The following is a 24,257-nucleotide window of genomic DNA, read 5'->3' as shown; positions in this document are numbered from 1 at the left end:
CCCCTCCTTTTAGGAGGGGTTAGGGGAGGTTGTTGATTAAAAAATTACTGACACGCTTCGCAATCAGGATTGTCAATTGAGCATGCCAATGGTACTGGTGCCGCTTGAGAAAAAGCATCATCTTCTTGAGCAGCTTCAGGTGCAGTTTGTACAACTGGAGCAGCAACGACAGGAGCAGCAGCAGAAGTGTTTTTCACTGCGTTTAATGTACCCGTATTAATCGTCGATTTCTCAGCAGAAGTCGCACCTAATGCTCGAAGGTAATACGTCGTTTTAAGACCACGTAACCAAGCCATCTTATAAGTGATGTCAAGTTTCTTACCATTTGCACCGGCGATGTAAAGGTTAAGAGACTGTGCTTGATCAATCCATTTTTGACGACGTGATGCAGCATCTACAATCCAACGTGTATCCACTTCAAATGCAGTTGCAAAAATTGCTTTTAATTCTTCAGGAATACGCGCAATTTTCTGAACTGAACCTTCAAAGTGTTTCAGGTCATTAACCATCACTGAATCCCAAAGACCACGATCTTTTAACGCACGTACAAGATACGGGTTAATCACTGTGAATTCACCAGAAAGGTTAGATTTCACATACAGGTTTTGGAATGTAGGTTCAATTGACTGAGACACACCACAAATATTTGAAATTGTCGCAGTTGGAGCAATCGCCATCACGTTTGAGTTACGCATACCATCTTTTTGAACTTTGTTACGTAAAGTATCCCAGTCCAAACGTTGTGTACGGTCTACTTCAAACATACGCTCTGGACGTGTTTTTGCAACCAAGTCTAAAGAGTCGATTGGTAAGATACCTTGATCCCACAATGAACCTTTGAATGTTTCATAAGCACCACGTTCAATTGCAAGGTCACTTGACGTTGAAATTGCGTAGTAGCTAATCACTTCCATTGATTCATCGGCAAAATCAACCGCAGCATCAGAACCATAAGCAAGGTTCATTTCATACAACGCATCTTGAAAGCCCATGATCCCCATACCCACTGGGCGGTGTTTCATGTTTGAAGTACGTGCTTGAGGAACTGCGTAATAGTTGATGTCGATGACGTTATCTAACATACGAACAGCAGTCTTTACTGTGCGAGCCAGTTTTTCACGATCTAACTCACCACCTTGAACGTGTTGTACAAGGTTGATTGAACCCAAGTTACATACTGCAATTTCGTCTTTATTTGTATTTAAAGTAATTTCAGTACATAAGTTTGATGAGTGAACGACACCAACATGTTGTTGTGGTGAACGTAAGTTACATACATCTTTGAACGTGATCCACGGGTGACCTGTTTCAAATAACATAGACAACATTTTACGCCATAAGTCTTTTGCACGGATTTTCTTATGCAGCATGTTGCTTTCTTTCGCAATGCCTTCGTAGTAAGCATAACGTTCAGCAAACTCTAAACCTGTTAAATCATGAAGATCAGGTGTTTCTGATGGTGTAAAGAGTGTCCAATCGCCATCTTCAAATACACGTTGCATGAACAAATCTGGAACCCAGTTTGCTGTATTCATGTCATGTGTACGACGACGGTCATCACCTGTATTTTTACGAAGCTCTAGGAATTCTTCAATATCCAAGTGCCAAGTTTCAAGGTATGCACAAACAGCACCTTTACGTTTACCACCTTGGTTGACCGCAACAGCAGTATCGTTGGCAACTTTAAGGAATGGAACAACACCTTGAGATTTACCATTGGTGCCTTTGATGTATGAGTTTAAAGCACGAACGGGTGTCCAGTCATTGCCTAAACCGCCTGCCCATTTAGACAACAAAGCGTTATCACGCATTGCGCCATAAATATCATACAAGTCATCATCAATAGTTGTTAAATAACAGCTCGATAGTTGTGGGCGTAAAGTCCCTGCATTGAATAATGTTGGCGTAGAAGCCATGTAGTCAAAGCTAGACAATAAGTTATAGAACTCAATTGCACGATCTTCACGGTTTCCTTCATTTAAAGAAAGACCCATACACACGCGCATGAAGAACAATTGCGGAAGTTCAAAACGAACATCATTTGAATGGATGAAGTATCGATCAAATAAAGTCTGTAGACCTAAATAGGTAAATTGATTAGAGCGTTCTGGTTTAATCGCTGCTGCCAATTTTACAAGGTCAAAATTTAAAAGCTCAGGTGAAACAAGTTCAAGCTCGATCCCTTTTTTCAGGAATGTTTCAAGTGCATCGCCTTCAGTTGTATCTGTCGGTAAGCCTAAGAATTTTAAACCTGTTGATACAAGATCATCACGTAACAAACGAGCAGTCACATAAGTGTAGTTTGGTTCTTGTTCAATACGTGTACGAGTCGCCATCATCATTGTAGTAGAGATGTCTGACTCTTTTACGCCGTTATAAAGGTTCTTAACCGTTTCATCGATAATCGCTTGAACGTTAATCCCTTCAAGACCTTCACTTGCTTTTTCAATTGTCGCTTGAAGTTGACTTAAATCCAGAGGTTGAAGCTGACCATTCGCATCTGTAATTTGTAAAGTCGGGTGGTGGTGAGCACCTGTCTCTTGACGTGCAGAAGCACGTTGGTCACGGTAAATAACGTAAGCACGTGCAACTTTTTGCTCGCCTGTACGCATGAGTGCCAATTCAACTTGATCTTGAATTTCTTCAATATGAATCGTTCCGCCTGAAGGTAAGCGACGATCGAAGGTATTCATAACCATTTCTGTTAATTGGGTAATACGGTCGTGGATACGGCTTGAATCGATACTTTGTTGACCTTCAACGGCCAAAAAAGCTTTACCAATTGCTACAGAAATTTTGTCTGCATCAAAAGCGGCAACATCGCCAGTGCGTTTAATCACTTGAAGTTGACCAGGGGTTGTAATTGCGCTCATTGTCAGCGTAGCTCCATTGTCATCATTATTATGTTTATGGACCGTTTGAATCGGCTTTTTACATTGCACGATATTTGAGGACTAAACACAAGACTTAGTGGTTTAATATAAGTTAAGGCACAAGATACGGGAATTTTTAGCTTAGATCAATATTGACATTTTGATAATTTTTTTTCTCTCATCAATCAAAAAAAGAATGCTTATTTAACGATCTTGAATCATTTTTGTTGTATGTCTTATTTGACAAGGAGATAGCATAACAAAGTCGCTTTAAAGTGCTTATAGATAACTTTGTGGATAAGTAAAAATAAATATATAAACACTCAGAATATGAACAATGAAACATTTTGTATAAAAAATAATCCAATCTTAATAAGCTGAGTTATTCAATAAACAATCTCTGTAATTACTTTAAAAAGTCATGCTAATTCAACAATTAATAAAAATATAACAAATTGCTACTGTCATGTATCAGTTTGGTGAATGAGGTCTTGTTTACAATGTAAACGTGTGTATATTGCAAAGCATAGTGTGTTGAATCTGCGAGTTTTGTAGCAGACACCTCATCAAATACAGGGGCATATATATGAGCCAAGAAGAAAAGTTACCAAAAATTTTAATCGTTGAAGATGACGAACGCCTTGCTCGTTTAACTCAAGAGTATTTGATTCGTAACGGTTTAGAAGTTGGGGTAGAGCCAGATGGTAATCGTGCCATCCGTCGCATCATTAGTGAACAACCAGATATGGTAGTTCTTGATGTCATGCTCCCAGGTGCAGATGGTTTAACCGTTTGTCGCGAAGTTCGTCCACATTATCATCAACCGATTTTGATGTTAACAGCACGTACTGAAGATATGGATCAAGTGCTTGGCTTGGAGATGGGTGCGGATGACTATGTCGCTAAGCCTGTCCAACCACGTGTATTACTTGCACGTATCCGCGCATTATTACGCCGTACAGATAAAGCACCAGAAGACGAAGTTGCTCAACGCATCGAGTTTGATGATCTTGTGATCGATAATGGTGGACGTTCAGTGACTTTACATGGTGAGTTGGTTGATTTCACCAGTGCTGAATATGATCTGCTTTGGTTATTGGCTTCAAATGCTGGTCGCATTTTATCTCGTGAAGATATTTTTGAACGTCTACGCGGTATTGAGTACGATGGTCAAGATCGTTCAATTGATGTGCGTATTTCACGTATTCGTCCAAAAATTGGCGATGATCCTGAAAATCCAAAACGTATTAAAACCGTACGTAGTAAAGGTTACTTGTTTGTTAAAGAAACCAACGGTTTATAATTGCGATCTTGCATAAAATTTTATGACCTTTGTTTTTCCTTTAGAGAGAAAGACAAAGGTGTTATGCATCCAGTTCAATATAAACTTCGGTAATTTAAAACTTTCCTTTTAAAGGATCAGTTGCGTGTCAAAGCACAGTATATTCTTGCGTATTTACGCAGGTCTTATCATTCTTGTTTTTTTGGTGGCGATATTTGGATATTTACTTGTTCAAATCATTAACTATCAACGTGTGCAAGAATATCGTGAATCACTGACCGATGGCTTGTCATTTGTCTTAAGTGAAAGTGTAGAGCGACAACCGACCTTACAGCAGAAAAAAGATTGGGTTTCGGATGCTTCAACATGGTTGGGGCTTCCGATGTTTTATGTGGATGCTAAAAAAGTCGATCTGTCTCGAACAGAAGAAAAACGTATTGAAAGGCAGCAAGCTGTCGTTCGCTACAATGCAGAGCAGAATGTGGCTTATGTTTTTATTGCTTTAAAAAGCGATCCAAAGCATTTTTTAGCCATTAAAGTAGAAAGCGGCGCATTTGGTGAACGCCAAATGAAAGCACTCCCAATTTTTGTACTGGATTATTTGGTTTATTATCCTGGACAAGAACAAGAATATTTGAAGAAAATACAACAACACTTTGCTTATCCTGTCGGTATTCAAAAAATTTCACAATTAAAACTGGATACAGAGCAAATTGGTCGATTACGTTCAGATCAAAGTGTGATTTTGTATCGAGATAGTGCTTCTGAAAGTGGCACCAATATCTCAATTGTCACTCCAATGTTAAATGCACCTGACTCGGTTTTGGTCATGGGACCTGTGCCGATGTTTAATTGGATGCCATTTAAACTGGCAGCTGGCATTACATTACTGAGCATGTTTTTGCTGAGTCTCGGTGTTTATGGTTTGATTGTGCCTATTCAACGCAAGGTTCGTCAGGTCAATAAAGCTTTAGATGTGATGAAAACAGGGGATATGTCTGTTCGTGTTCCTGTGGAAGGGCATGATGAAATGGCAAGTTTGGCTTCAAGCTATAACAATATGTCAGATCATATCCAACGCTTAATCGAAGCTCAGCGAGAGTTGATGCGCGCGGTTTCACATGAGTTGCGTACGCCTGTGGCGCGGATCCGTTTCGGTATGGAAATGCTCGCAGATGAAGATGAATACGAATATCGTATGCAACAAGTGGAAATGATTGATAAAGATATTGAGGCTTTAAATACCCTAATTGATGAAATCATGACTTATGCAAAATTAGAGCAGGGCACACCATCCTTAGATTTTGAAAAAATTGAGCTTGAGGATGTATTGAAGCAAGTTGCTGTAGAAACAGAAGCCCTTAAAACTCAAAAAATAATTCATTTAAATCCCTTAGCTGATGGCGTGATTGTTGATGCAGAGCGACGCTACCTACATCGTGTTGTACAAAACTTGGTTGGAAATGCGGTGAGGTATTGTGATCATCAAGTGAATATTTCTGGTGGAATTAACGCAGAAACAGGTATGGCATATGTCTGTGTTGAAGATGATGGGCCAGGTATTCCAGAAGAAGATCGCAAACGAGTTTTTGAAGCCTTTGCACGTTTAGATGATAGTCGAACTCGAGCTTCAGGCGGTTATGGTTTGGGCTTGTCTATTGTGAGTCGTATCGCTTATTGGTTTGGCGGAACAATTGAGGCGGATGCAAGTCCCACTTTAGGGGGGGCTCGATTTACCATGTCTTGGCCTGCGAAGCGATTTAAAAAGAAAAAAGTAGCGTAGTTCTATTTTTATATTCAAAATGACATTTTAAAAAGATGGATTTTGATGAATTGAATCATCAGTTCTTTGAATGCCAATCTTTTAACTCTCCTTAACAATAGAGAGAAGTAATCAAATTGGATTGTTGGGTTATACAAAATCTTGAGTAAAAATAAAGCGCCGATTGGCGCTTTATTGATTTTCTAAAACTTACTTATTATTGGTAAGAGGTTGCATCAGGTTCAATGAAAGGTTTGCCTTCTCTTACAGATTGCAAAGCATCCGAATTAAAATCAATCAATAAACTGTTTTGTTCAGCATCAATTTTATAAGCGCTAATGATTTTTTGATCACCATTGATGGTGTCAACTAAATATTCATCAGCAATATTTAAAATACCTTCAAGATTGGTCGTGGTCGATGCTAAATCTTGGCGAAATACTTCGTAAATATCACGTAAGTCAAAAATCGCATTATTTGCATCTGGATGTTTTTTAACGTACCCCTCGATATGACGTATTAATAATTGAGCGTATAGAAAATAATTTGGTTTATGTGCGTAATTTAGATTCATCTTTTTTTTACTCCTTCTTATGGCTTTAAGCATACACATCAAATTGATATGAATTGTATAAAGTTAATTAATGCTTGTTATTAAATTGAAAATTTAACCTAAATGCCATTAAAGATGAATTGTTTTTTGCGCATGAATTTGCATTTTGAAGGGTATGGGGTTGAATAAGAATAGAGTGTTTTAAAAGGTTGGTGAAAAGTAGGCATGGAAGTAACAAAAGATTAAAAAAGTGATTATGTGATAAGTGTTGAAAATAAGAGGGTTGGTGTTTTTTAAGTATTTACTGATAAATTTAAATCATAAAGTTTAAAAATGAATGTATTTTTTATATTTAATTATCATATTGAGATATTTGTTTGATTATTTCTATATTTTAATAAAAATTATTTCTATACGGTGTAACAAAATATTTCAACTATGTGGAATGCTAAAATATCACTCAATTTTATGGTTTTAAGCAAAATTAATCTCAAAAAACAGATAAAACCACTTCAAAGATAGAGATTAAGTGACTGATTTGTGATTGTAAATTGAACTTATTGTAACTGTGTTCGGAAAAAATAATCGTTAAAATAGTTTTTATTTTGTAAAACGATTAAGAGGTGCTGTAATGACTCTAATTCGTCCGAATTATAAATTTTGCTTAAAAAATCATCCGAAAGACTTATACCTATAAACTAGCAAGAGATGACATCAATCAGGTACAATTGACCAGATTTATTTTGTGTTTGGTGTATTTACTAGGCCAATACATACATTCTTTCTTTGTTAATAATAGGCCTGCCAGGAGTTATCCCCGCATGAGTGCCATTACTCCATACGAATGGGCAGTTATTGCCTTCGTGATCGGTGTTACATTTCTATGTGTCTTTATGCTCACTGTTCCTTTACTCCTTGGGGGTAAGTCATGGGGACGTGCGAAGCAAGAGCAATTTGAATCAGGTGTGGTGGGTGCTGGTGGTGCACGTATCCGCTTGTCTGCAAAGTTTTACTTGGTTGCAATTTTCTTTGTGGTGTTCGATTTGGAAGCACTTTACCTTTACGCATGGGCGAACTCAGTTCGTGAAGTGGGTTGGGTAGGATTTGTAACAGCTGCTGTATTTATTTTAGTTTTGCTCGTTGGCTTGATTTACGAACTTTCAACAGGTGCGTTGAATTGGTCACCTTCAGATCGTCGTAAAGCAGCAGGGATTAAACCTAAAATAGGTTCACCAAATATGGACCTTGCAGAAATTACACGCTTCAATTCTATTGAAGAGTTGGTGATGGACCCTACAGGGACTATTCCAGCTCAATCGTCTGGTCGTGTGAAATCGAAAACACCGACTATGTCACTGAACAAGGAGTAACTCGGGAATGAAATATACGTTAACCCGTGCGAATCCAGATGCTGACCAATATCCACTTCAAGAGCGTCAAAATGTTGTTGATCCGCTTGAAGAAGAAGTGAATAAAAATGTGTTCATGACTCGTTTAGAGGATGTGGCACATACAGCTGTAAACTGGGGCCGTAAAAATTCATTATGGCCTTTTAACTTTGGTACATCATGCTGCTACGTAGAGTATGCAACCACCTTAACGGGTGTGCATGACTTATCACGTTTCGGTGCCGAAGTTATTCGTGCTTCACCACGTCAAGCAGACTTGATGATTATTGCGGGTACATGCTTTGTGAAGATGGCACCTGTAATTCAACGTCTGTATGAGCAAATGCTTGAGCCTAAATGGGTTATTTCCATGGGTGCTTGTGCAAACTCTGGTGGTATGTACGATATTTATTCAGTTGTACAAGGTGTGGACAAAATTATTCCTGTGGATGTGTACGTTCCAGGTTGCCCACCGCGTCCTGAAGCATTAATTCAAGCATTAATGTTGTTACAAGACCAAATTCAATTAGAGCGCCGTCCACTTTCAGCGGTAATTGGTGATGATCTTAAGCCTGTTTATAAGCCAAAGATGATGCCAGAACGTGATCGTAAAAATGCTGAACGTATTGCCGTGAAAAACTTACGCTCTATGGATGAAATTGAGTAATTTTTTGAGATGAATTTTTGACATATCTGACGGATATGATCATCGAAAAAAATTGACAGAATTTGTATTAAATAGGAAGCCAAGCCAATGGCTGAAACTGAAATTGCTATGCCAGAGTCAACCCCTGTTGATTCACGCCCAGCATTTGCGATTGTAGAAGATCTCAAAGCCAAATTTGGTGAGAACTTCTATGTGCAACCGACGTTTGAAGACTTTCCAACGGTCTGGGTCGAACGCGCTCGCGTACAAGACGTTCTTATGTTCTTGCGCAAAGTGTCACGTCCGTACGTGATGCTATTTGACTTATCTGCGGTTGATGAGCGTTTACGCCAAAACCGAGAGGGTTTACCTGCGTCAGACTTCACAGTGTTTTATCACTTGCTTTCATTAGAACGCAATAGTGATATTCGTATTAAAGTTGCTTTAAGTGATAGTGATAGTACTATTCCAACAGCAACCAACATTTGGCCGAATGCCAACTGGTACGAGCGTGAAGCTTACGATATGTTTGGGATCAATTTCGAAGGGCATCCAATGCTCCGTCGTATTTTGTTGCCAACCTATTGGGAAGGTCATCCATTACGTAAAGAATATTCTGCACGTGCGACTGAATATACACCGTATATGCAGAACCAAGCGAAACAGGATTTTGAACAAGAACACTTACGTTTTGTTCCAGAAGACTGGGGCTTAACACGTGGTAATGAAGACGAAGACTTCATGTTCTTGAACTTAGGTCCGAACCATCCATCTGCTCACGGTGCTTTCCGTATCATTTTGCAGTTAGATGGCGAAGAAGTAAAAGACTGTGTGCCTGATATCGGTTATCACCACCGTGGTGTGGAAAAGATGGCTGAACGTCAAACTTGGCATTCATTCATTCCTTATACCGACCGTGTTGACTACTTAGGTGGTTGTGCGCAAAACATGCCTTATGTGATGGGTGTTGAGCAATTGGCAGGAATTACTGTTCCTGACCGTGCACAATGTATCCGTGTCATGATGTCTGAATTATTCCGTATTAATAACCACTTATTGTTTATTGGTACAGCCATTCAGGATGCGGGTGGTATGACCCCTGTATTCTATATGTTTGCCGATCGTCAAAAAATCTATGATGCAATTGAAGCCATTACAGGTTTCCGTATGCATCCAGCATGGTTCCGTATTGGCGGTACTGCGCACGATCTTCCAAACAACTGGCAAAAACTCATTCGTGACATCCTTGAATGGATGCCAAAGCGTATGAATGAATACTACACAGCTGCGTTACGCAACTCTGTATTCATTGGTCGTACCCGTAATGTTGCTCAATACGATGCAAAATCTGCATTGGCATGGGGTGTGACAGGTACGGGCTTACGTGCGACAGGTATTGATTTTGATGTGCGTAAGTATCGACCATATAGTGGTTACGAGAATTACGACTTTGAAGTGCCTTTAGAATACGAAGGTGATGCATACGCTCGTGTCATGGTGCATTTCCATGAAATTAACGAATCATTAAAGATCGTTAAGCAGTGCTTGGATAATATGCCTTCTGGTCCATATAAAGCGGATCATCCATTGGCTGTCCCACCACCGAAAGATAAAACATTACAAGATATTGAAACTTTGATTACGCATTTCTTAAGCGTATCTTGGGGTCCTGTAATGCCAGCGGGTGAAGCATCTGTCATGGCAGAAGTGGTAAAAGGCGCAAGTAACTATTATTTGACTTCAGATAAGTCAACGATGAGTTACCGTACCCGTATTCGTACACCAACTTTCACGCACTTACAGCAAATGCCTTCTGTGATTAACGGCAGCTTAATGTCTGACTTAATCATTTATTTAGCGACAATTGACGTCGTAATGGCTGACGTGGATCGCTAAGGGGAACGCATTATGATGATTTTGACTGATAAAAAGCCACGTGTGAATGTTGAAGGGATTTTGACTGCGGACGAAATTCACGACATTGAACATCACATGGGTCACTATCCATACCCACGCGCAGCATCTTTAGATGCATTAAAGAGCGTGCAGAACCGTAATGGTTGGGTAGATGACGCACAGATGAATGCAATTGCTCAACTTTTAACGATTAGCCTTGCAGATTTAGAAGGTGTTGCAACGTTCTATAACCGTATTTATCGCCAACCTGTGGGTCGTCATGTAATTTTATTATGTGATTCGATTGCGTGTTTCTTAATGGGTGCTGAAACTTTAGCTGAAGCATTCCAACGCGAACTCGGTATTCAATTTGGTCAAACGACAGCTGATGATCGTTTTACCTTACTTCCGATTTGCTGTTTAGGGAACTGTGATAAAGGCCCAACATTAATGATTGATGGCGATACGCATGGTTTGGTTGAGGTGAGCTCAGTGAAACAGCTGTTGGAGAAGTATGTATGAATACTGAACCAAAACCAATTTATGGCGACGGTAATCCCGAAACCCATCCATTGACTTGGCGTTTAAGCAAACAAGAAAATGTTCGTAGTGCTGATGACTATGAAGCATTAGAAGGTTATGCAGGTTTTAAAAAGTCGCTTGAACTTAAACCTGCTGAAGTGCTTGATGTAATTAAAGCTGCAACCGTAAAAGGTCGTGGTGGTGCAGGTTTCCCAGCAGGGATTAAATGGTCGTTGATGGCACCGAATGATGGTGGTCCACGCTATTTAATCTGTAATGCTGATGAAATGGAACCAGGTACATTCAAAGACCGTTTGTTGATGGAAAAACTTCCTCATCAATTGATCGAAGGGATGTTGATTGCAGGTTATACCCTTGAAGCAACGCAAGGTTATATCTTCATTCGTGGCGAATACATCGAAGCTGCACAATACTTAAATGAAGCGTTAGAGCAAATTCGTGCAAAAGGTTACTTGGGTGAAAACATCCTAGGAACAGGCTGGAATTTTGATCTACACGTCCATACAGGTGCAGGTCGTTATATTTGTGGTGAAGAAACTGCATTGATTAACTCGCTTGAAGGTCGTCGTGCTAACCCACGGACTAAACCACCATTCCCACAAGTTGCAGGTGCTTGGGGTCGTCCTACGATTGTGAATAACGTAGAGACTTTCAATAACTTGCCAGCCATTATTTTACGTGGTCCTGAGTGGTATGTTGGTTTATCTGAAGGTAAGTCGAAAGATCCAGGCACAAAAATTTATGGTGCATCAGGTAAAGTGAAATTCCCAGGTTTATGGGAACTTCCATTTGGTACAACTGCACGTGAAGTCATTGAAGACTATGCGGGCGGTATGCGTGATGGCTTGAAACTGAAAGCATGGTTACCAGGTGGCGCATCAACTGACTTCTTGGCAGCTGAGCATATTGATCTCCCTATGGATGCGGAAAGCATCATGAAAGCAGGTTCACGTTTAGGCACGTGCTTGTTGATGGTGGTCGATGAAACTCAATGTATGGTTTCAGCAACACGTAACTTAGAAGAATTCTTTGCACGTGAATCATGTGGTTTCTGTACGCCGTGCCGTGATGGTTTACCTTGGGCTGTGAAAGCACTTATCGCAATTGAGAAAGGTGAAGGGAAGATGGAAGATATTCAACATCTTCAAGAACTCACCAAAAAATTGTGGATAGGGAAGACTTTCTGTGCTCACGCACCAGGTGCGATGGAACCACTGATGGGTGCACTCAAATATTTCCGTAGCGAGTTTGAAGCAAAAGTGACAGATCGTCCTGCTGCTCAAGCCAGCCTCGTAGAACAAGCTTAAGGAATTCGACTATGGCTACAATTCATGTCGATGGCAAATCGTACGAAGTCAATGGTTCAGAAAACCTGCTACAAGCATGTTTAAGTCTGGGTCTTGATATTCCGTACTTTTGTTGGCATCCGTCCTTAGGTTCTGTCGGTTCATGCCGTCAATGTGCTGTTACTCAATATGCGAACCCTGAAGATACACGTGGTCGCTTAGTAATGTCATGTATGACGCCCGCGTCTGACAATTCCTATATTTCGATTGAAGACAAAGAAGCAAAAGATTTCCGCGAATCGATCGTTGAATTCTTAATGACTAACCATCCACACGATTGTCCGGTATGTGAAGAGGGTGGTCATTGTCATTTACAAGATATGACAGTAATGACGGGTCATGATCGCCGTCGTTATCGCTTCACAAAACGTACGCATTACAACCAAGAATTAGGTTCGTTCATTTCACATGAAATGAACCGTTGTATCGCATGTTACCGTTGTGTTCGTTACTATAACGACTATGCGGGCGGTACAGATTTTGGTGTCTATGCGAATGCTTCACGTGTTTACTTTGGTCGCCCAGAATCAGGGACTTTAGAGTCTGAATTCTCGGGTAACTTAACTGAAGTATGCCCAACTGGTGTATTCACAGATAAGACGCATTCTGCACGTTATAACCGTAAATGGGACATGCAATATGCGCCAAGCGTATGCCAAGGCTGTGCTTCAGGTTGTAATATTTCACCGGGTGAACGTTATGGCGAAATCCGTCGTGTCGAAAACCGTTTCAATGGTGAAGTCAACCAATACTTCCTTTGTGATAAAGGTCGTTTCGGTACAGGTTATGTGAACCGTGAAGATCGTCCACGTCAGCCTCAGTTCCGTAATGTTGCGGGTGTGACGAACATTTCTGTTGATCGTGCATTAGATTCAGTGATTGCATATACGAAAGGCAAAAAAGTTTTAGGTATTGGTTCACCACGTGCATCATTAGAATCTAACTTTGCACTTCGTGAATTGGTTGGGCAAGAAAATTTCTCAACGGGTTTATCGCAAAAAGAGCAAAGTCTAGCTGAGCTTGCAGCTTCAATTATGCAAACGGAGGGTATTTATAACCCTGGCATGCGTGAAGTTGAAAGCTATGATGCAGTATTGATTTTAGGTGAAGACTTAACTCAAACTGCACCACGTATGGCATTGTCTGTTCGCCAAGCTGCGAAAAATAAAGCCAAGCAAATGGCTGCAGATCGTCGTACGCAAGAATGGTTAGCAGAACCTGTTAAACGTATTGGGCAAGATGCCAATTCACCAATTTACATTTTAGCTGCAACGCAAACACGTTTAGCGGATGTTGCTGAAGGTGAAGTTGTTGCATCTCCAAATGATATTGCACGCTTAGGTTTTGCTGTTGCAGCATCTTTAACGGGTGAAGCAGTTAATGGTTTAGATGATGATGCGAAAGTATTTGCTCAAACCATTGCAGACACTTTAAAAGCAGCGAAAAAACCATTAATCATTGCGGGTACAAGCTTACAAGATGCTTCTATTATGGAAGCAGCAGCGCAAGTTGTACAAAATTTAGGTGCACATGCTGGCTTATCTTTGGTTGTTCCTGAAGTGAACTCTATGGGTATGGCATTGTTTGGTGGTTTAAGCCTAGAACAAGCATTTGCTCAAGATTATGATTCAATCATTGTTGTTGAAAATGATTTATTCCGTCGTCTACCTGAAGCTCAAGTTAAATCTGCCTTGGCGAAAGCACAAAGTGTCATCGTATTAGATCATTCTGAAACTGAAACTGTAAAAGCTGCGGATGTTGTATTGTCTGCTGCAAGTTTTGCTGAAGGTGATGGTACGGTTGTAAGCCAAGAAGGTCGTGCTCAGCGTTTCTATCAAGTATATGACCCAAGTTATTACAAACCAGAATATGCGGTTAAAGAATCTTGGCGCTGGTTACATGCCATTGAAACAGGCGTGAAAGATAAAGCCATTTCTTGGACAATCTTGGATGATGTTATTGAATCAGTGGCACGTAATGTACCTGTATTTGAAGCGATTCTCGATGTTGCACCAGATGCTGGCTATCGTGTTCATGGTTTGAAAATCGCACGTGAACCACGTCGTTATTCTGGTCGTACGGCAATGCGTGCGCCATTAAACGTACATGAGCCAATGCAACCTGTCGATGTAGACTCAGCATTAACATTCTCTATGGAAGGTTATGTTGGTACACAAACTAAAGCGGCATTGGTACCATTTGCATGGGCACCAGGTTGGAACTCTCCACAATCTTGGAATAAATACCAAGACGAAGTGGGCGGTCATTTAAAAGGTGGTGACTCAGGCATTCGTTTATTCGATCGTTTAGCGAAGCTTCCTGCACGTACTTATGTTGCACCGACAACAGTTGTAGCAAATCCTGACAGTTTCCGTCTTGTACCTATGCATCATATTTTTGCATCGGGTGAGTTCCTTGCGAAAACACCTGCGATGGAATCACGTATTCCAACTGCTGCATTTGCAGTAGGCGAGCAAGATGCAACACGCTTGAATGTACAAGATGGTCAAAAAATCACAGTTCAATCAGGCGAGACGACCATTAGTCTTCCTGTACAAGTGATTGATTATTTACCGACAGGTTATATTGGTTATCCAGTAGGTCAGGCGCCAACTATTTCTCTTGCTGAACCTATTTCTATAGCGGTAGGAGTGTAATCATGAATGAATCTTTACGCGCCTTACCGACTTGGGCACAAGATTGGCCAGTTGCATATTCAGTGGTACAAGCCATTGTTATTCTTTTGGTGGTGGTACTTTTAGCTGCATTGATGTCGTTTATTGAACGTCGTTTATTGGCACTATGGCAAGACCGTTACGGTCCAAACCGTGTCGGTCCTGGCGGGATGTTCCAAATCGTTGCTGACATGCTCAAAATCATGTTCAAGGAAGATTGGACACCAAAATTTGCGGATAAATTAACATTCCGTTTAGCACCAGCAGTTGCGATGGCAACTGCGGTACTTTCATTTATGGTTATTCCTGTTAGTCCGACGATGGGTGTAGCCGATATGAGTATCGGTCTATTGTTCTTTATGGCAATGGCGGGTATTGCGGTTTATGCAGTATTGTTTGGTGGTTGGTCTTCAAATAATAAATATGCATTACTTGGTGGTCTACGTTCTGCGGCTCAAACCATTTCGTATGAAGTGTTCTTGGGTATTTCGTTGATGGGTGTTGTTGCAATTGCAGGTTCGTTTAACTTGCGTGACATCGTAGAAGCACAACGTGATGTATGGTTTATTATTCCTCAGTTCCTTGGGTTCATGATTTTTGTGGTTGCGGGTGTTGCGGTAACGCATCGTCATCCATTTGACCAACCAGAAGCTGAACAAGAATTGGCTGAAGGTTATCACGTAGAATATGGTGGTATGAAGTGGGGGATGTTCTTCGTAGCTGAATACGTCAACATCATTTTAATCTCTGCTTTAATCGTGACTTTATTCTTCGGTGGTTGGTTAGCACCATTTAATTTAGAAATTTCATTTATACCACCAGCTTTCTGGTTCATTGTGAAAACAGCATTCTTTGTCATGATGTTTGTTTTAGCACGTGGTGCATTAATGCGTCCACGTTATGACCAAGTTATGAACTTTGGTTGGAAGGTATGTTTGCCACTGGCGTTGGTTAACCTTTTGGTAACTGGTGCTGTGATTCTTATGAATCAAGCGGCCTAGGACAGCAGGGAGTACAAAATGTATAAAATTCTAGCTGGCGTTGGGTCAATCGTACGGTCATTGTGGATGGTTTTCTCACATGTGACACGTAAACGTGACACCATTTTATATCCAGAAGTGCCAGGTGAGCAGATCGCACCTCCACGCTATCGTGGTCGTATTGTATTAACACGTGATCCAGATGGCGAAGAACGTTGTGTGGCATGTAATCTGTGTGCAGTTGCTTGCCCAGTGGGTTGTATTTCTTTACAAAAAGCTGAAAAAGATGATGGTCGTTGGTATCCGGAGTTTTTCCGTATCAACTTCTCACGTTGTATTTTCTGCGGTATGTGTGAAGAGGCTTGCCCAACTACAGCCATCCAATTAACACCAGATTTCGAAATGGGTGAGTATGTTCGTCAAGACTTAGTGTATGAGAAAGAAAACTTACTCATTTCTGGTCCTGGTAAATACCCAGACTATAACTTCTACCGTGTTACTGGTATGGCGATTGATGGTAAAGAAAAAGGTCAAGCGCAAAAAGAAAGTAAACCTGTAGACGTACGGAGCTTATTACCATGATGTGGCCATTTTATTTGATGGCACTTGTGGCCATCATCTCTACGGTTCGTGTTGTAACAAACACGAATCCAGTCCATGCACTGTTGAGCTTGATTGTTTCTTTGCTCGCAGTTGCAGGTATTTTTATGATTATTGGTGCACCATTTGCAGCAGCACTTGAAATTATTGTCTATGCGGGTGCCATTATGGTGCTGTTCGTATTTGTGGTGATGATGCTGAATCTCGGTCAACATACGGTTGATCAAGAACGCAAATGGCTGACTTCAGATGCATGGGCCTTTCCTGCATTAATGAGTTTCCTACTCGGCTTAATTCTTGTATGGATGCTGGGTTCGAACTACACCACACACGGTGCAGTTTTAGGAACACAAATTGTAGGACCTAAAGCTGTTGGTCAAGCACTCTTTACTCAGTACTTATTATTGGTTGAAGTTGCCGCGATGTTATTGCTTGCAGCCCTTGTTGCAGCATTTCACTTAGGCAAACGTGAATCAAGTGCAGAAGAGGAAAAAGAATAATGGGCAACATCCCTTTAGAACATGGTTTGATCGTTGCGACCATTCTTTTCGCACTCGGTTTTTACGGTGTAATGGTACGACGTAATATTTTATTTATGTTAATGAGCCTTGAAATCATGATGAATGCAGCAGCGCTTGCATTCGTTGTGGCGGGTAGCGCATGGGTACAACCAGATGGACAAATCATGTTTATCTTGATTTTGACACTTGCTGCTGCAGAGGCTTGTATTGGTCTTGCGATCGTCCTTCAGTTTTATCATCGCTTCCATCACTTGGATGTGGATGCTGCTAGTGAGATGCGCGGATGAGTTATTTATTTTTAACGATTTTATTCCCGCTCATTGGTTTCATCCTTTTAGCGGCAGGGCGTAACAAACTTCCTGAAAATATGTCTGCAATTATTGGCGCAGGTTCAGTGGGTTTGTCTGCATTATTTGCATTGATCGCGGGTATTGCCTTTACAAATAGTGGTGAAGCATTTTACGTTCAGCATTTATGGACTTGGTTTAATGTGGGTGGTTTTGCACCTGGCATTAATTTACACCTAGACGGCTTATCGCTCTTGATGATGGGTATGATCACAGGTGTCGGCTTCCTGATCCATGTTTTTGCAACGTGGTATATGCGTGGTGAAGAAGACTTTGCACGTTTCTTCTCTTACTTCAACTTATTCGTAGCAAGCATGTTGATCCTCGTATTAGGTGACAACTTAGCTTTACTATTCTTAGGTTGGGAAGGCGTAGGTCTGTGTTCATACTTATTGATTGGTTTTTATTATAAAAACCCGTCAAATGGTTTCGCTGCAATTAAAGCATTTACCGTAACACGTGTTGGTGACGTATTCTTACTCATCGCATTGTTCTTGCTTTATCAACAGTTTGGCACTTTGCACATTGGTACCATTGTAGAAAATGCACCACATGTAATGACGTTAAGTTCATCTTTAACCATTTGGACAGCATTGATGTTGTTCTTGGGTGCAGCAGGTAAATCAGCTCAAATTCCATTACAAACATGGTTGGCTGATGCAATGGCTGGTCCTACACCAGTATCTGCATTAATCCATGCTGCAACGATGGTTACAGCCGGTGTTTATTTATGTTGTCGTATGTTTTCTGTGTTTGAAATGGCACCAGAAGTACTACAATTTATCTCAATTACAGGTGCGGTAACATTACTTGTTGCTGGTTTTGCTGCCTTGGTTCAAACAGACATCAAACGTATTTTGGCTTACTCAACCATGAGTCAGCTGGGTTATATGTTTATGGCTGTAGGTGCTGAAGCGTACCAAGCAGGTTTATTCCACATGTTGGCGCATGCATTCTTCAAGGCATTATTATTCTTGTCTTCAGGTGCTGTGATTCTTGCTTACCATCACGAACAAAACATCTTCAAAATGGGTGGCTTGTTCAAGCATAACAAATTCTTATTTGCTTGTTTCGCGATTGGTGGTGGTGCACTTGCTGCAATCCCATTCTTAACCATTGGTTTCTTCTCGAAAGACGCAATTTTGGGTGCAGTTTGGGTTCAAGGTCAATCGGTTGCAATGTACGGTTGGTTATATTGGGTGGGTGTTGCTGGTGCATTCTTAACGTCTATTTATACATTCCGTTTAATTTGGGTTGTATTCTTTGGCAAAGAAAATACGCCGTATCATGCGATCAAAGGTGCGACTTACTGGCTGCCTTTAGGTATTTTAGCTGTTCTTTCAACTGGTTTAGCTTACTTCTTAAAAGCACCAGTAATGAACGCTTTAAATGCTGCAAAAGTTCCAGCATTTAATGTTCCTGAAGTCTTAGAGCATGGTATGCATTCTGCAGAATATACTGCGGTCGGTATTGCACTTGTTGGCTTAGTGGTTGGCGTGGTGTTATTTGTATTTGCTTATAATGCTGTGAAAAACTTTGCTGCTACATCTTTTGGTGCGGGTCTTGTCTCTATTTGTCGTAATGCATTTGGTTTCGACTCACTCTATAACATCGTATTTGTTCAACCATATTTACTTATCGCGAAAATTCTTGGTCGTGATCCTATTGATGGCTTGTGGCTTGTATTACCTGCAATTGTTAAAGGTGGTAATAAGTTTACGAGTTCACGTCAAACAGGTTTATTACGTGAATATGCATCAAGTATGTCACTCGGTGTAGTGGTGTTATTGATGATCTTGATCGTAATTCAGGTCGTGGGGAAATAAGATGGAAAGTTCAAATAATTTGATTTTACCTGCGTTGATCCTCGTACCGTTCATTGCTGGTTTTCTGTGTTGGATTGTAGATCGACTCGATCAACACTTACCGCGTTACATCGCGCTAGTTGGTATGCTGATTACATTAGGCTTAACCATTGCGCTTTGGAACCAAGGTGATTTTACTTACCAGTTGGGGCAAAAAGCGCCAACTTGGGCTGCTGAGTTTCATTTACCATGGATTCAGTCTTTAGGGATTAGTATTCATTTAGCAATGGATGGTTTATCTTTATTGATGGTCGGCTTAACTGCATTACTGGGTGTACTTGCAGTGGGCTGTTCATGGGGCGAGATCCAAAAGAATGTAGGCTTCTTCCACTTAAACCTTTTATGGTCTTTGGGTGGTGTGATTGGTGTATTCCTTGCGATTGATATGTTCTTGTTCTTCTTCTTCTGGGAGATGATGCTTGTACCTATCTATTTCTTGATCGCACTTTGGGGTCATAAAGGTGCAGATGGTAAATCTCGTGTTTATGCTGCAACTAAATTCTTTATCTATACTCAAGTAGCAGGTTTGATCATGCTCATCGGTATTCTAGGCCTTGTGGTTTATGGATACATGATGACAGGTATGGTTGGCTTCGATTACAACTACTTACTTGCAGTGGCAAATACATTAGATCAGCAAGCACCTCATATTGCTTATGCGTTAATGATTTGTATGTTTATTGGTTTTGCGGTGAAACTTCCAGTTTTCCCATTACACGGTTGGTTACCAGATGCACATGCTCAAGCACCTACAGCAGGTTCTGTAGACTTAGCAGGTATCTTAATTAAAACTGCGGCTTATGGTTTATTACGTTTCGTAATTCCATTCTTCCCAGCTGCATCTGCACAATTTGCAGATATTGCCATTATTTTGGGTCTTATTGGTGTGTTCTACGGCGCTTGGTGTGCTTTCCAACAAACTGATATGAAACGTTTACTTGCGTATACCTCAATTTCACACATGGGCTTTGTTTTACTTGCGCTTTACGCAGGTAATGTTCTGACATTCCAAGGCTTAATGATCATGATGTTGGCACATGGTTTATCCTCTGCTGCATTGTTCATTATGTGTGGTCAAGTGTATGAGCGTTTACATACACGTGATTTACGTTTGATGGGTGGTATTCGTGGTCAATTCCAATACTTACCATTCTTCTTAATGTTCTTCGTTTCTGCGCTTGTGGGTATTCCTGGTCTAGGAAACTTTATTGGTGAATTCCTGATTCTTATGGGTTCATTCGGTAAATTCCCAATGTTTACCATTCTTGCTGCAGTGAGCTTGGTATTTGCAGGGCTTTACGGTTTAATCTTGATCCATAAAGCATTGTTTGGTACACCAAACGAAGAGCAAAAACAGCATTATACAAGTCCATTAAAAGACTTGAATACGCGTGAAGTTGTGATTTTGCTGATTTGTGCGTTTGGTCTAATTTGGCTCGGTATCTATCCACAATCTTTCCTTGATATTTCAAACTCAAGTATGGCTTGGATAGCGAATAGCTATATTCCTGTTCCAGTCCAAGAAATCGTTGATACTACTCAACAAGTAGTTTCACAACAAAATGTGGAGATCCAATAATCATGAACTTCACAATTTCATTCTCTGAACTTATGCCATTGGCTCCTGTAATGATCGTGGCTTTGACCGCGGTTGTTGTGATGATTCTCACTGCAATTAAACGTAATCATAATTTAATTGCAACAGCGTCAGTTGTGGGTTTAAACCTTGCAGCAATTAATATTTTATTCATGATGTTTGGTGGTGCTTTTGCACCATCCAACGTGATGGGCATGTTTATGGTTGATCCATTTACATTGTTCTATCAATTGATGACGATTATTGCAGCGCTTGCATGTTGCACTTTGTCACATGCTTATATTGAAAGTTATAAAGATAAGCGTGAAGAACTGTATATCTTGATGATGATCTCGGTTGCTGGTGCGATGTTAATGGTGAGTAGCTCTCACTATGCATCATTCTTTATTAGCTTAGAGTTAATGTCGATTCCAATTTATGGTCTATTGGCATATACGCATCAACGTTCAAAATCATTGGAAGCAGGGATTAAGTACCTCGTACTTTCTGCAACTGCATCTGCAATGTTGTTGATGGGTATGGCTTATCTATATGCATACACAGGTTCATTGTCATTCTATGATTCTGTACAAGCATTGTTTGAAGCAATCAAACAACCAATGGTGGTTTTAGGTTTAGGTTTAATCATCTTTGCGATTGGTTTCAAACTTTCTCTTGCACCATTCCATAAATGGACACCTGATGTTTATCAAGGTGCGCCTGCTCCAATTGCAACGTTCTTAGCAACCGTTGCTAAGGTTGCAACCATTGGTTTAATGGTACGTTTTGTTCTTACTTCAGGTGCGATTTTAATCCCATCTGTTGTGACGATTATTACCATTATTGCGGTACTTTCGATTGTTGTGGGTAACTTATTGGCTGTTCGTCAAGTCAACTTAAAACGTATTTTAGGTTACTCATCGATTGCTCATTTTGGTTACTTACTGATTGCACTTGTGAGCATGACGTATGCAAGCTTGGGCAGTGTCAGTGTTTATGTGGTGGCTTATACATTAACAACCATCGGTGCATTCGGTGCAGTTGCTTTAATGTCTAGCCCATATAACAACGTAGATGAAGCAGAATCACTGGCTGACTATCGTGGTTTGTTCTGGCGTCGTCCAGTGTTAACAGCGACATTGACTGTGATGATGTTGTCTTTAGCAGGTATTCCATTAACAGCAGGCTTCATTGGTAAGTTCATGGTGGTTATGGCTGCTGTGACAACTCAACATTGGTTCTTGGCTGCAATGGTGATCGTGGGTAGTGGTATTGGTTTATATTATTACTTACGTGTCATGGTTGTGATGTACATGACGCCACCTGAAAATCCACGTATTGATGCCGTTGATCATTGGGGGCAAAAAGTGGGTGGTATTATGGTATTAGGTGCTGCATTGTTAGTGCTTCTTATTGGTGTATATCCAGACCCAATCATTAGCTTTGCGTTGAAATCTGAGATTTTATCGCCATTGCATATGATGTTGACCCAACAGCACTAATCGATAAAAACGATTGTTGTTAACAAAAAAGCCTTCATTGATTGAGGGCTTTTTTTATTTTTAATATAAAAAACATTTATAATAGATCAAATTATGTTTTATGTTTTTAGGTATTCTCCCCATGCCCATTCAAGAAATCCGTCACCCACTCATTCGTCATAAACTTGGTTTATTACGTCGTTCAGACATTAGCACCAAAAATTTCCGTGAGCTTGCTCAGGAAGTGACCATGCTGTTAACGTATGAAGCTACTAAAGATTTACCAATGTGTGATCAAGAAGTAAATGGTTGGGCGGGTAAAGTTACCGTCGATCGTATCGCTGGTAAAAAAATTACAGTTGTTCCTATTTTACGTGCAGGTATTGGCATGTTGGAAGGTTTCCTAAACCTGATTCCAAGTGCTAAAGTTTCTGTATTGGGTTTAGAGCGTGATGAAGAAACCTTAGAAGCGCGCACTTACTATAAAAAATTGGTTCCAGATGTACAAAATCGTATTGCGATGATTATTGATCCAATGTTAGCGACGGGTAGTTCTTTGGTTGCTGCGATTGATGTGTTAAAAGCAAGTGGCTGTAAAGATATACGTGTGATGGTACTGGTTGCTGCACCTGAAGGGATTAAACGTGTTGAAGCAGTTCATCCCGATGTGACGATTTTCACTGCATCGGTGGATGAAGGCTTAAATGAACAGGGTTACATCGTGCCAGGTCTGGGTGATGCTGGCGATAAAATCTTTGGTTCAGTGCAAAAAGATTAAGTTCTCCGACTGAGTCAATAAGAGGGGCAATATTGCCTCTTTTTTAATATACTGTGATTATAGCGTTTATAGAATAGGGTGAAGCTCATGAAATTAGAGTTACAGCAAGGAAAAATTAAACAGTACAATCCTGAAAAAGGATTTGGTTTTATTTCTATCCATGAACAAGACGATATTTTCTTTCATATTTCAGATTTTCCTGCAGCGGAAGGTGAGCCAAAACGAAATGAAAGAGTGAAATTTGCTATCGCTGAAAATGGTAATGCATTTAAAGCTATTAAGATTGAGCGAGTAGAAGATAATTCTGCAAAAGCGAAGAAATCAAAAGTATCTACGCACAATAAATCAATCACGACATCATTGTTGTCTAATTTTAGACGTTGATTGTTAAATGCTGAAATTTAAATGATATTACAGCATCTGTTTAGCTCGATTTGGATAAAAAGGTTATATCATTTCAGGCTTTATCTTTCTGTGATACAGTTTACAAAATTTTGGTAGTGTACAAGAAGATTAAAAATCGAGTATTATGAAGGGGAGGTTATTAACCTCCTTTTTTTATTGCTTAGATATTATAATAAGATAGAGAAATTACTATGTTTTACAGAGGTATAGTAAAAAATTACAACACAGAAGAACATAAGGGCTGTATTGTTTTACTTCATAATAATCGAGTTTTAGACTTTGCCTTAAGTGACTTCCCAAATACAAATCTTGTTCCTCAAATTGGAGAACGAGTTAAATGTACGATTGTCGAAAATAATGGGGCCGAGAAAATACATCTAGTTGTACGTTTGGATCATAAAAATGCATTTTATTTCAATAATAAGAAAGATATAAAAGCATTACGAAAAATATCTGAAAAAGAGCACCAGCCTGAAACAGAAGATGAAGCAGATGCTGAGTTTTATCATCAGAAATTAAAAGATTTCCTGTTGCTTCATGGTCAAGGGCATGAAATTCCTTCTGTGGAATCTGTGGAATCTGTGGAATCTGTGGAATCTGTGGAATCTGTGGAATCTGTGGAATCTGTGGAATCTGTGGAATCTGTGGAATCTGTGGAATCTGTGGAATCTGTGGAATCTGTGGAATCTGTGGAATCTGTGGAATCTGTGGAATCTGTGGAATCTGTGGAATCTGTGGAA

The 24,257-nt window shown here is 40.2% G+C and carries 19 protein-coding genes and 1 pseudogene; 18 read left to right on the top strand and 2 right to left on the bottom strand.

Annotation, left to right across the window (positions count from 1 at the left end; all coding sequences use genetic code 11):
* Positions 1-44: 44 nt before the first annotated feature.
* Positions 45-2,924, bottom strand: a complete 2,880-nt coding sequence (locus tag B9T35_RS06680) for a ribonucleoside-diphosphate reductase subunit alpha (RefSeq protein ID WP_265733438.1) — start codon at positions 2,922-2,924, stop codon at positions 45-47.
* Between the two features lie 535 nt (positions 2,925-3,459).
* Between B9T35_RS06680 and bfmR the strand changes: the two genes are divergently transcribed.
* The gene (gene bfmR / locus B9T35_RS06675; protein ID WP_086190348.1) at positions 3,460-4,176 is read left to right on the top strand and encodes a response regulator transcription factor BfmR; all 717 of its coding nucleotides are present in this window, start codon (positions 3,460-3,462) and stop codon (positions 4,174-4,176) included.
* A gap of 124 nt (positions 4,177-4,300) precedes the next feature.
* Complete coding sequence (bfmS, locus tag B9T35_RS06670) at positions 4,301-5,938, top strand: sensor histidine kinase BfmS (RefSeq protein WP_086190347.1); 1,638 nt, start codon at positions 4,301-4,303, stop codon at positions 5,936-5,938.
* Positions 5,939-6,134: 196 nt separating this feature from the next.
* On the opposite strand, the gene B9T35_RS06665 is transcribed toward bfmS, so the two are convergent.
* Positions 6,135-6,491 (bottom strand): hypothetical protein, encoded by a 357-nt coding sequence (locus B9T35_RS06665; RefSeq protein WP_086190346.1) that lies wholly within the window; start codon positions 6,489-6,491, stop codon positions 6,135-6,137.
* Positions 6,492-7,291: 800 nt separating this feature from the next.
* On the opposite strand from B9T35_RS06665, the gene ndhC reads away from it, so the two are divergent.
* From ndhC to B9T35_RS18390, 16 genes and pseudogenes are all read left to right on the top strand, one after another.
* Positions 7,292-7,840: an NADH-quinone oxidoreductase subunit A gene (gene ndhC / locus B9T35_RS06660; RefSeq protein ID WP_086190345.1), complete on the top strand. Its 549-nt coding sequence runs from the start codon at positions 7,292-7,294 to the stop codon at positions 7,838-7,840.
* A gap of 7 nt (positions 7,841-7,847) precedes the next feature.
* Positions 7,848-8,525: a NuoB/complex I 20 kDa subunit family protein gene (locus B9T35_RS06655; protein ID WP_086190344.1), complete on the top strand. Its 678-nt coding sequence runs from the start codon at positions 7,848-7,850 to the stop codon at positions 8,523-8,525.
* An 87-nt stretch (positions 8,526-8,612) separates the two neighbouring features.
* Positions 8,613-10,400 carry an NADH-quinone oxidoreductase subunit C/D gene (nuoC, locus tag B9T35_RS06650; RefSeq protein ID WP_086190343.1) on the top strand — a complete coding sequence of 596 codons (1,788 nt, stop codon included), beginning with the start codon at positions 8,613-8,615 and terminating at the stop codon, positions 10,398-10,400.
* Between the two features lie 12 nt (positions 10,401-10,412).
* Positions 10,413-10,922 carry an NADH-quinone oxidoreductase subunit NuoE gene (nuoE, locus tag B9T35_RS06645; protein ID WP_086190342.1) on the top strand — a complete coding sequence of 170 codons (510 nt, stop codon included), beginning with the start codon at positions 10,413-10,415 and terminating at the stop codon, positions 10,920-10,922.
* On the top strand, positions 10,919-12,250 hold the full coding sequence (gene nuoF / locus B9T35_RS06640) for an NADH-quinone oxidoreductase subunit NuoF (RefSeq protein ID WP_086190341.1): 1,332 nt from the start codon (positions 10,919-10,921) through the stop codon (positions 12,248-12,250). The genes nuoE and nuoF overlap by 4 nt, the downstream gene beginning before the upstream one ends.
* 11 nt (positions 12,251-12,261) lie before the next feature.
* Positions 12,262-14,946: an NADH-quinone oxidoreductase subunit NuoG gene (nuoG, locus tag B9T35_RS06635; protein ID WP_086190340.1), complete on the top strand. Its 2,685-nt coding sequence runs from the start codon at positions 12,262-12,264 to the stop codon at positions 14,944-14,946.
* Positions 14,947-14,948: 2 nt separating this feature from the next.
* Positions 14,949-15,965, top strand: a complete 1,017-nt coding sequence (gene nuoH, locus B9T35_RS06630; protein ID WP_086190339.1) for an NADH-quinone oxidoreductase subunit NuoH — start codon at positions 14,949-14,951, stop codon at positions 15,963-15,965.
* Positions 15,966-15,983: 18 nt separating this feature from the next.
* Complete coding sequence (gene nuoI, locus B9T35_RS06625; RefSeq protein ID WP_086190338.1) at positions 15,984-16,526, top strand: NADH-quinone oxidoreductase subunit NuoI; 543 nt, start codon at positions 15,984-15,986, stop codon at positions 16,524-16,526.
* Positions 16,526-17,044, top strand: a complete 519-nt coding sequence (gene nuoJ / locus B9T35_RS06620) for an NADH-quinone oxidoreductase subunit J (protein WP_171264238.1) — start codon at positions 16,526-16,528, stop codon at positions 17,042-17,044. The genes nuoI and nuoJ overlap by 1 nt, the downstream gene beginning before the upstream one ends.
* A complete protein-coding gene (gene nuoK, locus B9T35_RS06615; RefSeq protein ID WP_086190336.1) occupies positions 17,044-17,352 on the top strand; it encodes an NADH-quinone oxidoreductase subunit NuoK in 309 nt (102 codons plus the stop codon). The genes nuoJ and nuoK overlap by 1 nt, the downstream gene beginning before the upstream one ends.
* Positions 17,349-19,238: an NADH-quinone oxidoreductase subunit L gene (gene nuoL / locus B9T35_RS06610; RefSeq protein WP_086190335.1), complete on the top strand. Its 1,890-nt coding sequence runs from the start codon at positions 17,349-17,351 to the stop codon at positions 19,236-19,238. Before nuoK ends, nuoL begins: the two co-directional genes overlap by 4 nt.
* Before the next feature lies 1 nt (position 19,239).
* A complete protein-coding gene (gene nuoM / locus B9T35_RS06605) occupies positions 19,240-20,856 on the top strand; it encodes an NADH-quinone oxidoreductase subunit M (RefSeq protein WP_086190334.1) in 1,617 nt (538 codons plus the stop codon).
* 2 nt (positions 20,857-20,858) lie between these two features.
* Positions 20,859-22,355, top strand: a complete 1,497-nt coding sequence (nuoN, locus tag B9T35_RS06600) for an NADH-quinone oxidoreductase subunit NuoN (RefSeq protein ID WP_086190333.1) — start codon at positions 20,859-20,861, stop codon at positions 22,353-22,355.
* A 121-nt stretch (positions 22,356-22,476) separates the two neighbouring features.
* Positions 22,477-23,112 (top strand): uracil phosphoribosyltransferase, encoded by a 636-nt coding sequence (gene upp / locus B9T35_RS06595; RefSeq protein WP_086190332.1) that lies wholly within the window; start codon positions 22,477-22,479, stop codon positions 23,110-23,112.
* Between the two features lie 87 nt (positions 23,113-23,199).
* The gene (locus tag B9T35_RS06590) at positions 23,200-23,496 is read left to right on the top strand and encodes a cold shock domain-containing protein (protein WP_086190331.1); all 297 of its coding nucleotides are present in this window, start codon (positions 23,200-23,202) and stop codon (positions 23,494-23,496) included.
* 212 nt (positions 23,497-23,708) lie between these two features.
* A pseudogene (locus B9T35_RS18390) lies at positions 23,709-24,257 on the top strand (hypothetical protein); the annotation flags it as partial.

The sequence above is a fragment of the Acinetobacter sp. ANC 3832 genome (assembly GCF_002135415.1).
In the GTDB taxonomy this organism is placed as follows: domain Bacteria; phylum Pseudomonadota; class Gammaproteobacteria; order Pseudomonadales; family Moraxellaceae; genus Acinetobacter.
Note: the sequence above shows the minus strand (reverse complement) of the source record. Positions and strands in the feature narration are given on the sequence as shown.